At 61.4% G+C, this 12,434-nt stretch carries 9 protein-coding genes; 3 read left to right on the top strand and 6 right to left on the bottom strand.

The window, feature by feature from the left end:
• Positions 1–67: 67 nt before the first annotated feature.
• The 6 genes from ACA043_RS11110 to ACA043_RS11135 form a co-directional block, all read right to left on the bottom strand.
• Entirely contained in the window at positions 68–337 is a 270-nt protein-coding gene (locus ACA043_RS11110) for a type II toxin-antitoxin system RelE/ParE family toxin (RefSeq protein ID WP_083368636.1), read from the bottom strand.
• Entirely contained in the window at positions 327–533 is a 207-nt protein-coding gene (gene relB, locus ACA043_RS11115) for a type II toxin-antitoxin system RelB family antitoxin (protein ID WP_401265770.1), read from the bottom strand. The genes ACA043_RS11110 and relB overlap by 11 nt, the downstream gene beginning before the upstream one ends.
• Positions 534–833: 300 nt before the next feature.
• Positions 834–2,285, bottom strand: coding sequence for a curlin (locus tag ACA043_RS11120; RefSeq protein WP_401265767.1), 1,452 nt, complete (start codon positions 2,283–2,285; stop codon positions 834–836).
• 27 nt (positions 2,286–2,312) lie between these two features.
• Positions 2,313–2,777, bottom strand: coding sequence for a curlin (locus ACA043_RS11125; protein ID WP_401265765.1), 465 nt, complete (start codon positions 2,775–2,777; stop codon positions 2,313–2,315).
• Between the two features lie 72 nt (positions 2,778–2,849).
• Positions 2,850–5,081: an Ig-like domain-containing protein gene (locus ACA043_RS11130; RefSeq protein WP_497659208.1), complete on the bottom strand. Its 2,232-nt coding sequence runs from the start codon at positions 5,079–5,081 to the stop codon at positions 2,850–2,852.
• Between the two features lie 35 nt (positions 5,082–5,116).
• Positions 5,117–6,463 (bottom strand): hypothetical protein, encoded by a 1,347-nt coding sequence (locus tag ACA043_RS11135; protein WP_497659209.1) that lies wholly within the window; start codon positions 6,461–6,463, stop codon positions 5,117–5,119.
• 398 nt (positions 6,464–6,861) lie between these two features.
• Here ACA043_RS11135 and ACA043_RS11140 point away from each other — a divergent pair, with 398 nt between their 5' ends.
• The 3 genes from ACA043_RS11140 (at position 6,862) to ACA043_RS11150 (ending at position 12,377) form a co-directional block, all read left to right on the top strand.
• Positions 6,862–8,310: a sensor histidine kinase gene (locus tag ACA043_RS11140; protein WP_401265760.1), complete on the top strand. Its 1,449-nt coding sequence runs from the start codon at positions 6,862–6,864 to the stop codon at positions 8,308–8,310.
• A 165-nt stretch (positions 8,311–8,475) separates the two neighbouring features.
• On the top strand, positions 8,476–11,283 hold the full coding sequence (locus ACA043_RS11145; protein WP_497659210.1) for a multicopper oxidase domain-containing protein: 2,808 nt from the start codon (positions 8,476–8,478) through the stop codon (positions 11,281–11,283).
• The gene (locus ACA043_RS11150) at positions 11,280–12,377 is read left to right on the top strand and encodes an SCO family protein (RefSeq protein ID WP_401265756.1); all 1,098 of its coding nucleotides are present in this window, start codon (positions 11,280–11,282) and stop codon (positions 12,375–12,377) included. Before ACA043_RS11145 ends, ACA043_RS11150 begins: the two co-directional genes overlap by 4 nt.
• Positions 12,378–12,434 lie beyond the last annotated feature (57 nt).

The raw sequence follows: 12,434 nt of genomic DNA on the forward strand, positions 1-12,434 counted from the left end.
CGAAAAGGTCGCGTTTTTGTCGTTAACAAAATAATTACGTTGGTCTGCCGGCATTTTTCGGTCTGCGTTATGGATATTCCTGACGCGCATGCAAAACGCTCAAAATATTTATCCGACCCACCACTTGATAAATGATCAGGTAATTGGGGTGCACAACCATCTCGCGAGTGCCGGGCGCTCGACCTATTCGATAGAGGTGTGGATGTTGAGCAAGGGTAACCGTAGCGCCTTCGATAGCTTGGGAAAGTCTGTCAGCCGCTACTAAGTTCCGGTCACTGATGTAATCAAGGATTTTCAGGAGTTCAGCCCGAGCTTCGGGCTGCCACTCAACCTGCATCGTATTTTTTACGCTTTGCTTCCATCAGGGCACGCATCTCGACCATAACCTGATCATTTGGAATGCTCGGTCGTGGATCATTCATTGAAGCCTGCACTTTGGCGATTAACCAGCGGTCATAGCTCGCGGCTTGCTCTTCAGGGTCAAGATCTGAAACGACTGGGCACAGTGGGTCGATTAAAGACGGGTCGATCATGGCACCTCCGGGTTTAATGCCTCGAAGTCTATTCGGTAAAGCATTTGCTGTCGTCGCTGGCTGGATGAATAGCACGTTGGTCAAGCTCCATGAGGATCAATTTGTCCCGAAGAATCCTAGACGCCGTACTTCCGACCGCCAACCGCCAGAAGTGGTAGGAAAACACCATGGATTTGGTAAAAGCATTCTTTTTTCTGTAGGACTCGGCTGGTCTGGCAAGCCGCGCGTGTGGTTACGTCAGCCCACAAAAAAACCGCGACCCTCTTCACCAGAGAATCGCGGTTCATCAACACTCAACCCTTACTGCTGCAAAACACTCGCCTGGTTAGCCGACCCGAACTGCTGAATGTTCGCCGTCTGCGTCATCCCGCTCTGATCGACATTGGCAATGTTCCCCGTCCCGCCCTGGGTCACGTACGCCACGTTCATGGTGTCAGCCTGTTTGACCGTGATCATGTTGTCGCTGCCATACAGCTGCGCGGTGTACGCCTGGTTGCCTGTCCCGGATTGATCAAACTCAGCACTGTTGCCGGTGCCGTTCGATGAGCCCTGGATCAGGTTGTTAGTGCCGCGCTGATCGGAGATCAGGATGTTGTCGCTGCCGTTCTGATCGAAGTACAGCTCGTTGTAGGAGTCAGCCTGTTTGACCGTGGTTTTGTTGCCAGTGCCGGTCTGGCTGGTGGTCATGATCTGGCCGACGCCATCCTGGGTGAAGCTGGCGATGTTGCCAGTGCCGGCCTGGGTGATGTTGGCGCGCTGGTTGCTGCCGAATTGGCCGCCGGTTTGCGGGCCTTTCCAGTTGCTGGCGTAGACCTTGTTGTCGTTGCCTACCGATGTGGCGTTGAGGACGTGGCTGTCGCCGCTTTGGTAGGTGTAGTGCACGTTGCCGTTGCCGACCTGGTACAGCGCCAGGGTCGAGTTGACCGACTCGAACTGGTCGGCATAGATGGCGTTGGTGTTGCCGACCTGGGTGACGGCGGCGCTGTTGTTTTCGCCGAAGCTTTGATCGACCACGGTTTCGTTGCTGTCGCCGTACTGGTTGACGGTGGCCTGGCTGGCGAGTTGTGCGTCTTGCCAGATCTCGGTGCCGTTGAGGTTGCCGAACTGGTTGATGGTGATGTTGCCGCCGGTGCCGTCGCGCTGGTCGCCATAGGCGTAGTTGCCTTCGCCAGCCTGATTGATGCCGATCTGCCCGCCGTTGTGGGTGACCTGTTCGGCGGTGCCGTAGTTGGCGGTGCCGTACTGGGTGATCACCGAACTGTTGCCGGTGCCTTCATAGAGTTGCTCGATGTTGGCTTCGTTGCCGTCGCCGTATTGGAAGGTTTTGGCTTCGCTGCCGTTCTGCGAGTCTTGATAGACGAACGAGAAGTTGCCGGTGCCTTGCTGTTGTTGCAGGGCCTGGTTGCCGGCGCCGAAGCCCAGCGACTGGCTGGCGTGGCTGGTGTTGAACGCGCCGGCTTGCTGCTGGGTGATGACACTGTTGTTTTCGAACAGTTGCTCGGCGTAACCGGCGTTGTAGTCACCGACCGCGTCTTGGGTGATCACGCTAGTGGCGTTGTCTTGCAGGGCGGCGGCGTTGTTGCCTTGGCCCAGTTGGGTCTGGGTGGCGGTGCTGAACGGGGCCTGGGTCTGCTTCACATCGGCGATGTTGGCAGTACCGGCCTGGTTCTGGGTGGACAGGCTGTCGTCGGCCATGGCCTGGGCACTGATCATGACCAGGAGGGCGGCGGTGAGGGGCGTCAGTTTGAACATGATTAACTCTCCGATGAGTGCAGTGCTTTAACGATATTGCTTGACCGAAACGCTCATGCCGTTGCCCGACTGGGTCACGGCGCTTTGCAGCCCCGCGCCGGCCTGCTCGATGCTGGCGTCGTTGTTGTTGCCGTTTTGCGAAATCTGCGCGCGGTTGTGGCTGCCGTTTTGGGTGATCGATGCGGCGTTGCCGGAACCGTTCTGGGTGATCAAGGCCATGAGGTCGCTGCCCTGTTGCAGGATGTAAGCTTCTTGATTGCTGCCCGACTGCACGATCCGCCCAAGCAGCGACTGACCGTTCTGTTGCAGCAGCGCGAGGTTGGCCTGGCCGATCTGCTCGATCAGGGCTTGCTGGCCCACGGGGGGTGGCAGCTCGCCGAGGTCGGCGCTGGAGGGCGCCAGGTCGTCGTTTTCCATCAGGTCGTCGGCGCGCGCGCCTGCACTGCTGCACAGCAGGAGCAGGCAAAGCAGGGCGGCGGTCGGCGTGTTCATGGCGGAAAACCTCTTGGGCAATAAGCGCTTGAAGCCAGGCCCCACCCACCCGAAAGTGGGTGGGGCGCAGGTTCAAAGCGTGTTCACCGACACCGTGCGCACGGTGCCCTGGGACGAGCGGATGGTTGCGGTCGGGTTAGCCGATGGCACCACCGTCGTGTTGTTCAGCGTCAACCGCCAGCGACCGGTCAGCGGCACCGTCGTCGTGCCCAAGGTGACCAGCCCGGTCGGGGTGGTGACCTGCACGGTGATGGTGTTGCCGGTGGTCACCGAGGAGGTGCCGGTGAAGTCCCAGTTGAAGCGTCCACCGGAGCGTGCCTGCACCGTCGAGGCGGTGACTGCGAAGGTCTCCGCCGCTGGCCGTGGCGAGACTTGCACCGTCACCGTGGCCGACGTCGACTGGGCGCCGAAGCTGTCCCGGGCGATGTAGGTGAAGGTGGTGGTGAACGCTGTGGTCACGGTGGCCGGTGGGGTGTAGGTGATCACTGTGCCGTCGGTGCTGACCGTGCCGCGGCCGGCGGCCGGTTGGGTCAGGCTGGCGACGCCCAGCGGCACGTTGCCTTCCGGATCGGTGTCGTTGGCCAGGACGTTGATCGGGATCGCCACGCCTAGTGTCGCGACGCTGTCGGCGACCGCAGTCGGTGCCCGGTTAGGCGCTACGGTGATGGTCACGGTGGCCGGAGCCGTCGAGGCCAGACCTTTGACGTCTTGTGCCTTGTAAGTGAAGGTCGTGGTCAGTGGCGCGTTCACCACGGCTGGCGGGGTGTAGACCACAGCGGTGGAGCCGCTGAGGGCGACGGTGCCCTGGCCGGCAGCCGGCTGTGTCAGCGCGGTGATGCTCAGCGGCGTGTCGCCGTCGGGATCGCTGTCGTTGGTCAACAGGCTGAGGGTGATCGGTACGCCGAAACTGGTGCTGCCGGCGTCGGTATTGGCGATCGGTGGTTGGTTCTCACCGGTGTTCGGCGCGGTGCCGACCACCACAACAGCCTCGGTGTCGCTGCCGCCGGCGGCGGATTTGACCGTTACGGTAGCCGGTGGCTGGGTCAGGTCGGCGATGGTGATGCGTTGCAGGGTGCCGGTTTTCGACAGACGTCCGTAGCCCTGCGCGACCATATCCGGCACGGCCACTTCATCGGTCGAGGTGGCCTCGATCAACAGGCTGTGATTGCTCCAGCTGTAGCGCGCGGTCTGCACTTTCACCACGTCGGTGAGTTTGGCCGACACGGCCGTAGGTCGCGTGGTACCGGTAGGGTTGGTGGCGGTCACCACCACGACCGGTGGGACGGCGCCGGTGCCCAGGCGCTGACCGAAGAACAGGCCGTTGTTGTCACCCAGCAGACTGGTCTGACAAGGCGTCGGCGGCGGGCCGGGGAGCAATGCCACGGTTTCCCGGAAGCACAGCGCCGAGCTGCTGTCAGCCTTGGCAAACACTTCGGCACGCACGCCAGCGGCAGTGCGGTGATAGGTGGCGCGGTCGATTTCCACCTGAGTTTGCTGACGGTTGTCGAGCACCTTGCCGGACAGACTGAAGATATTGGACTGGATCGTGCCGGCGGGACCGGTGATGCGCACGAAGTTGGTGTCGAACGGGCTGCCGGTCACCGCCTCGGTGAGGTTCGGGTCGCCAACGAAGGTTTCGGTGGCGCCGGTGTCCGGGTTCACCTCGGTATAAGGGCCGTTGACGCTGCGCAGAAACGGGCCGATAGCCCCATTCACAGCACCATTGAAGTTGCCTGGGGCACCGATGCCGATGTCGCGGGTGATGTTGATCGCCCGCCGACCCGGGGTGGTGACATTGACCGTTTCCACGCCGTAGGGGTGGGTGATGGTATAGGTGCCGGCGGTGGGTACCGAGACCCGAATGCGGATCCGCGCAAAGCTCGCCTGATCGCCATCGACCGGGTTCTCCGACGCGAACGCCGCTTCCATCGCGGCCACGTAGGCTTCCAGTTCATAACCACTGTTCCCGACTTGCGGAATCGTGGTTTCTGCCAGGAACCAAAACGATTCCGGTGGCCAGTTATCGGGGAAGATCATCGGCTGGGCGTCGTCATAGATCCCAGGCTCGGCCAGCAAAATACACATGTAGGACGGTGGTGTGCTGACAGGCACTCGCGAACTGGCGGCGCGCGACTGGCAGAGTTCCATCGACAGCAAATTGTTGTCCTGGTACCACATCGGGAATTTCCCGGTGGCGAAGGTGTAGGGGCCGGGGTCGACGGCGGCGAGTTGCGCATAGGCACTGCCGGTCAGCGAGAGAGCAAGCCCGAGCGCGTTGAGCGCAAAGCGTGGCCACTTGTTCATGATGCCTCCTGATACGGATCTGGGCATGTGAGCGTTCATTGCACGATGACCACTTCTTCGGTATCGCTGCCGCCGTTGGACGACGTCACCCGAACCTTGGCCGGTGGTATCGGCGAGATCCCGGTGGCCAGGGTTTTCACCGCGCCGTCGCCGTTCAGGGCGCCAATGGCGGCACCACTGAAGGAGCTGGCGGTGAGCACCGGCGGCGAGGTCTCGTCACTGGTCGAGGCGACCAACGTCAACTGCCCGGAGCTGAGGCTGTACTCGGCGCGCTGGATCACCACCAGGTCGGTCAGGGTCATGGGCAGGGTGGTTGGCGTGCTGCTGGCGATGGCCAAGTGGTTGTCGGCGGTCACTTGCAGGGTGGTCGGCAATGTCGGGTTGACTGCCGATTGCGCGTACCAGGCACCGGTTGAGTTGGCTTCGGTCATGTTCAGCACCGGGGTGCTGCTGGTGACGGCCACGGTGCCCGGTGCGGGCGGCGCTTTCACAAACACGTCCTGCTGGGCCACGGGTGCGCTGTCGCCGGCTTTGCGCGAGTAGGTGCTGCGCTCGGTGATCATTGGCGTTGGCCGCACTACGGTCGACAATTTGCCGGAGACGGCGAAAGTGGTCGAACGCAGATCCAGACCGTTAGGGCCTTCGATCCGCACGTAGTTGGTGTTGAACGGGCTACCGGTGACCGCTTCGTTGAGGTTCGGGTCACCGACAAACTGCTCGGCGGCGCCCGTCACCGGGTTGGTCTCGGTGTAGGGGCCATTGACGCTGCGCAGGAACGGGCCAATGTCACCTTTGAGCGCGCCGTCGTAGGTTTGCGGTACACCGATGCCGATGTCGCGGGTCATGTTGATCGCGCGCCGGCCGGGGGTGTCGATGTTGAACACGTCGACGCCGTACGGGTGGGTGATCACGTAGGTGCCGGCGGTCGGTACATCGACGCGGATACGGATCCGCGCAAAGCTGACCTGATCACCTTCCACCGGTTCTTCGGCAGCGAACGCGGCTTCGATGGCACTGACGAAACCGAGGTCGATCCCGCGTGCGGCATCAATGATGGTGGTTTCGCCGGTGAACCAGAACGCTTCATCGGGGAAGTTGGTCGGGAAGACAATCGGCTGTGCGTCATCGAACACGCCGGGAGTTGGCAGCAGTGTGCACATGTACGAAGGCGCGCCGGGAGCGCTGGGCACTCGCGAGCTGAGCGCTTTGGACAGGCACAGATCCAGGGTACGGCCGTGGGTGTCCTGATACCAACTGGCGAAACCGCCGTTGGCCGGCGTGTACGGACCCGGATCAACGGCGAATAAAGCGGCCTGGGCAATGCCCTGAGCCAAGGCGCTCACGACCAGGACGGTCGCGGTTTTGGACAGTAAAGGGTGCATGAGTTAATCCCTCTATCAAAGTACCTGCCCCTTGGGGGTGGGTCAGTTGCAGAGGGCCTGTACACCTTCCATGCCAAGTTATGGCGAAAGTGCTCGAGAGGCTTGGATTAGAGGGCTTGCGGAGCTTGGAGGTAAGTTGGAGGTTCGGCCTGGATAGGGCGCCAGTCCCCAGGATTGGGGGCGGTGGGGATGCAAAAACTGTGGGAGCGAGCCTGCTCGCGAAAGCGGACTTGTTGCGAAGAAAATGTCGACTGACGCACCGCCTTCGCGAGCAGGCTCGCTCCCACAGGGTTCTGCGGTGTTTGGCGACTAGCGCAATCGGGTAGATGGCCCCGCATCCGGGCAAAGCCCCAACCGTGGGCTATAACCCTATAGGGAAGTATCGGGACGTCGTCGCCATGAACATGCAGTCGAAATCGCTTCCAGTCGAGGACCGCAATCTACGGTTGAGCTCGCGCACGCTGCCGTTCAACCTATTGCGCTGGTTCTCGCTGATCAGCATGGCCGTGATCGGCACTGTGGCCGTGGCGCTCGGTATGGTGTCGACACGGTTTGTGATCGACGAAAGCGTGCAGCGCGATGCCTTGCTGACGGCGCAATTCATTCAGGCCATCGCCTCGGCCGAAGTGCGTCATGTCTCGATTCCCAACGTGCGGACCATGGGCGAGTTGCTCGATTCACGCCTGGACAAGGATTTTCCCGACGTCGATCCGGCAGCCCGGGCCAATGCCCGTGGGGAGTTTCTAGATCACATCGAACACTTGCCGGATGTCATCCTCGCCAATATCTACGCCCCCGATCGATTGGTGATCTGGTCGACGAACCCGGCGTTGAAAGGCACGCGCATTCATTCCGACGAAGACCTCGATCGCGCCTTCAATGAAAAGATTCCGGTGTCGGCCAGTTATCACAACGTCGACAAGGAGCGTGAGGAGCAGAAATTCGTCACCCCACCGGACTACATGTTTATTGAAAACTACATTCCGCTGTTCGACGCCGACGGCAAAAACGTTACGGCGATGGTCGAGATCTACAAGGAGCCCAAAGACCTGATTGCCCGTATCGAACGCGGGTTGACGCTGATCTGGCTGGCCACTGCGCTGGGCGGCGGGCTGATTTATCTGGGGCTGTACTGGATCGTGCGGCGCGCGGCCATTCTGCTTGCGGCGCAGCAGAGACAATTGATTGCCAATGAAACCTTTGTCGCACTGGGCGAGATGTCCTCAGCCGTGGCGCACAGCCTGCGCAATCCGCTGGCGACCATCCGCTCCAGTGCCGAACTGGCGCTGGAGTTCGACGCCGGCCCCGCGCAGAAGAACATCAACGACATCATCGGTCAGGTCGATCGCATGTCGAAGTGGGTGCGCGAGTTGCTGCAGTCGCTGCGCCCGCTCAACGATGACCCGGAACCGGTGAATCTGGTGGCGGCGCTGTACGAAAGCCTCGTCGCGTTCGAGCAACAGATCGCCAGGGCCGGCGTGCAAGTGGTGTTTCAGCCGCAAAGTACGCCCATGGTGTTGAGCCAGCCGGTGCAACTGACGCAGATCCTCAACAGCCTGTTGGCCAACGCGCTGGAGGCCATGGACAAGGGCGGCACATTGACCGTCAGCCTCGAACCCAGTGGCGACCGCGCTGTGTGCGTGGTGCTCAGCGACACCGGCAAAGGCATGAATGAAGAACAGCGCAGCATGGCCTTCCGGCCGTTTTTCACGACCAAGTCCGGTGGCCTGGGCGTCGGCCTGGTGCTGGTCAAGCGCATCATGGAACGCTTCGGCGGAGGTGTCACTCTGGATAGCCGTGAAGGCGAGGGGACCACGGTTCGCCTGGCTTTTCGGCGGGTTCCATAACCTCGAAGAGTTTTCTGAACTTTCCCCATCAGTGGGTGTCAGGCCCCAGTCGCCGGGGAGTGGGGCAACCAACAGCAACCCCAAGTCGCTGTTACAACTGGAAATAATATTTTGGCGCGGTAGTTGCAAAACACCATCACCCCTTCCTTGATGAGGTGGCTGGTGATGGACAGAACAACGCGTGAACCCGGCAATACCTTCCGACTGACGCCTCTGAGCGTCTTTCTGATGTTGACCCTCGGCACCCTGACCGGTGTGCGAGCCAGCCCCATCGATGACGAGAATCAGCCGGAACCCTCCGACCCCTCTTCGTATTACGACGAACCGGTGGATCGCGCCGGCGCGCTGAGTGCGATCCTGACCATGCCCGAGGCCAACGAAGACTCCTTCGATTTGCCCGATGGGGTCAAAGGTTCGCGCATTACCCCACGCACGGAAAACATCCTGCCGCCGACGGTGCAGACCAGTTTCAACTACCCCACAAACGGCAAACCGAGCCCGTTGTACGGCGCGCAACCGTTCACTCAGCAACTGCTGTTGTTCGAAGAGTTTGGCCCGGAAAAACTCGACCCGACCACCCCGGCCGCGCCGTTGCCGTTCCCGCCGGCCGCCATCGGCCCGGCACCGGCCCAGGACCCGAACAACATCGCACGCAGTGCGCCACCCGGCACCGCGCTGGATGCGTTCCTGCGCCAACCCGGATTGACGCCATTCCCCAGCCAGTTCTCCAACGTGGTCGACCGCAACCCGTGGCAGGCACAGATCGAAGTATTCCTCAACCGTCACATCGGCTCGTCCGCCGAAGGGCGGCCACCGGGAAAAGGCTGGTCGCATCAGCGCTGGAACGAGTTTTACCCGCAAGCGGCCTACAAAACCGTGCAGACCGGTGTACGGGTCAACGGTGGCCTGCGTGATGCCCGGCAAATGCACGGCTACGCGGTCGGTGAATTCGGCCCGGGCGGTTTGTACCACAACGTTGCCGGGGTTCCAGTGACCGATGGCACCGCCAGGGGCGTCGACCCCCGTTTCCACCCGGCCATGCCGGCGCAGAACCACAATTCGGTGTGGACCTTCGATGGCACGTTGCCGCCGAAACTGTTGATGGTGCGTTACGGCCAACCGGTGCTGATGCGTCACTACAACGGCTTGCCGATTGATCCATCAGCCAACCGCGGTTTTGGCCTGCACACCATCAGCACCCACGAGCATAACGGCCACGCGCCGGCAGAAAGTGACGGCTATGCCAACGCGTTCTTCTTTCCGGGGCAGTTCTACGACTATCGCTGGCCGATTCAGCTCGCCGGTTACGACAGCATCAACACCAAGGCTGAAGACCCGCGTGCGGCGTTTCCTTGTGCGGCGGGCGAGACCCTGTGGGTCAATGACCTGGCCCCGAGCAAGAAGACCTGCGACCACGGCACCATCAAGATCCGAGGCGACTGGCGCGAAACCATGAGCACCCACTGGTTCCACGACCACATGCTCGATTTCACCGCGCAGAATGTCTACAAGGGCAACGCGGCGATGATGAACTACTACAGCGCCCTGGATCGCGGCAACGAGTCGGTGGACGACGGCGTCAACCTGCGCTTGCCCAGCGGCAGCGCCTTGCCGTGGGGCAACCGCGACTACGACGTCAACCTGGTGTTCGCCGACAAGGCCTGGGATCAGGAAGGCCAGTTGTGGTTCAACCCGTTCAACACCGACGGCTTTATCGGCGATCAAGTGCTGGTCAACTGGCAGTGGAAACCAACCCTCGATGTACGGGCGCGCAGCTATCGCTTGCGCATCCTCAATGGCTCGGTGTCGCGCTACTTCAAACTGGCGCTGGTGCGCGAAGTGAAGGGCAGCGGCGGCGAGTTCCAGGGCCCGAAAAACTCCGGCGTGTCCTACAGCCGCGTGCCGTTCCACATGATTGCCAACGACGGCAACATCATGGAACACAGCGTGCCGTTCGACGGCAGCATGGATCTGGATGCCGACGGTGACAAACAGAACCACAACGCGATCCTGCCGACCCAAGGCATCGCCGAGCGCTTCGACATCATCGTCAACTTCGCGAAAAACGGCATCAAACCGGGGGACAAGCTGTTCTTCCTCAACCTGCAAGCCCACGACGATGGCAAAGGCCCGAAAGAGGTGATCCCGCTGGCGGATGTGCTCTCGGAGAAATACCTGCCGGTACTCAAGCAGACCAGCAAGGGCCCGCAATGGGACAAGGGTGATCCGGCGGTGGGCAAGCTGTTGCAACTCAACGTCAAGGCTTATGCCGGTCAGGATCTGGCGATGAACCCTGCGGCCTACGAACCGGCGAAACCGGGCAAGGCTGAAGGGCTGGTGATGATCCCGCTGAAGATCCACCGTGACAATGCTGCCGACAAGGCGCTATTGGCCAAGGCCCGGCACCGCACCTTCACCTTCGGCCGTTCCGACGGCACCGATGAAGCGCCGTGGACGGTCAAGACCGATGGCGGTTTCGGCTTCCACATGGACCCACGTCGCCTGAATGCCTCAACCCAGTTGTCCAGCGGCCCGACCGATGCCGGTGTCAGCGGTTTCGGCACCCTTGAGGTGTGGAATATCAAGGCCGGCGGCAAGGGCTGGAGTCACCCGGTGCATGTGCACTTCGAGGAGGGCATCATCCTCAGTCGCGGCGGCAAGGCACCACCGGAATGGGAAAAATGGGCGCGCAAGGACGTCTACCGTATCGGGTCGGAAATCGATGGTCTGGACAGCGTCGAGATGGCGATCAACTTCCGCGAATTTGCCGGGACCTACATGGAGCACTGTCACAACACCCAGCATGAAGACAACTCGATGCTGCTGCGTTGGGACATTGAAAAACCCGGGCAATTTCAGTTGATGCCGACCCCGCTGCCGAGCTGGGACGGGGTGCGCTACGTCAACTCCGCCGCGCTGCCGACCTTCCGTAACGGCGACGGTTTTGGCCCGCAAGTGCTGGTCAATCCATGAACCGCCGGCCTGTCGACCGCCCCGTGCATAACCCGCGCTCTCGGGCGCTGGGCATGCACCTGGTGCTGATGCTGGTGGCCTGTGTGCTCGGCAGTCGCGTGCTGCTGGCGCACCAGGCCGGTGTCGGCGAGCAGTCTGCTGCTGAATCCGCCACCCCGTGGGGCGGCGATTATTTCCCCAACACGTTGCTGACTGATCAGGATGGTCGGCAGGTGCGTTTTTTTGATGACCTGATCAAAGGCAAAGTGGTGGTGATCAACTTCATCTTCACTTCGTGCAGCGACTCCTGCCCACTGGAAACCGCACGCCTGCGCCAGGTACAGAAACTGTTGGGCGACCGGGTTGGCCAGGACGTGTTTTTCTACTCGATCAGCATCGACCCGCTCAGCGACACACCCGAAGTGCTCAAGGCCTACGCGCAACGCTTCAAGATCGGCCCCGGCTGGAAGTTTTTGACTGGCGAGTTTGAAGACGTCACCGACCTGCGCAAGAAGCTCGGGCTGTTCATCGACGGCGTCGACAACGGCCGCAGCAAGGATCACAACCTCAGCCTGATCGTCGGCAACCAGACCACCGGGCGCTGGATGAAAGCCTCGCCGTTCGAAAATCCGTGGATTCTCGCCGATCAATTGGCCAATACCTTGCAGAACTGGAAGCAGCCGAGCGCCGAAGAAAGCTACGCCAACGCGCCCGAGATCCGCCCACCGAGCAACGGCGAAGAACTGTTCCGCACGCGTTGCGCGTCGTGCCACAGCCTAGGCCCGCAGGACGGCCAGGGCATCGGCATGCGCAGTATCGGCCCGGACTTGATTGGCGTGACTCGCAATCGCGATGCGCAATGGCTCAACCGCTGGATTCGCGAGCCGGATCGCCTGCTCGCGGAAAAAGACCCGATCGCGCTGCAACTGTTTGAACAATTCGAGCGAATCCCGATGCCCAACCTGCGCCTGGACGAGCAGTCCGCGCAGGCGATCATCGACTTCCTCAGTGATGAAACCGAGCGTCAGCAGCCGTCCGTCCAACCCTTGGCCGGCGGCGCATTGACGCCAGTAAAACCGGGCGATCCAGCCGCGACGGCAAGTCGTATGCAGTAGCGGCGAAATAGCATCATTGAAACCTGTGTCGCGGTCATAGCCACCTACACTGATTCA

This window comes from Pseudomonas sp. LBUM1648, from assembly GCF_059716145.1.

Coding starts and splice junctions, on each gene's coding strand:
- ACA043_RS11110 (WP_083368636.1), bottom strand. CDS start 337: ATGCAGGTTGAGTGGCAGCCCGAAGCTCGGGCTGAACTCCTGAAAATC.
- relB (WP_401265770.1), bottom strand. CDS start 533: ATGATCGACCCGTCTTTAATCGACCCACTGTGCCCAGTCGTTTCAGAT.
- ACA043_RS11120 (WP_401265767.1), bottom strand. CDS start 2,285: ATGTTCAAACTGACGCCCCTCACCGCCGCCCTCCTGGTCATGATCAGT.
- ACA043_RS11125 (WP_401265765.1), bottom strand. CDS start 2,777: ATGAACACGCCGACCGCCGCCCTGCTTTGCCTGCTCCTGCTGTGCAGC.
- ACA043_RS11130 (WP_497659208.1), bottom strand. CDS start 5,081: ATGAACAAGTGGCCACGCTTTGCGCTCAACGCGCTCGGGCTTGCTCTC.
- ACA043_RS11135 (WP_497659209.1), bottom strand. CDS start 6,463: ATGCACCCTTTACTGTCCAAAACCGCGACCGTCCTGGTCGTGAGCGCC.
- ACA043_RS11140 (WP_401265760.1), top strand. CDS start 6,862: ATGAACATGCAGTCGAAATCGCTTCCAGTCGAGGACCGCAATCTACGG.
- ACA043_RS11145 (WP_497659210.1), top strand. CDS start 8,476: ATGGACAGAACAACGCGTGAACCCGGCAATACCTTCCGACTGACGCCT.
- ACA043_RS11150 (WP_401265756.1), top strand. CDS start 11,280: ATGAACCGCCGGCCTGTCGACCGCCCCGTGCATAACCCGCGCTCTCGG.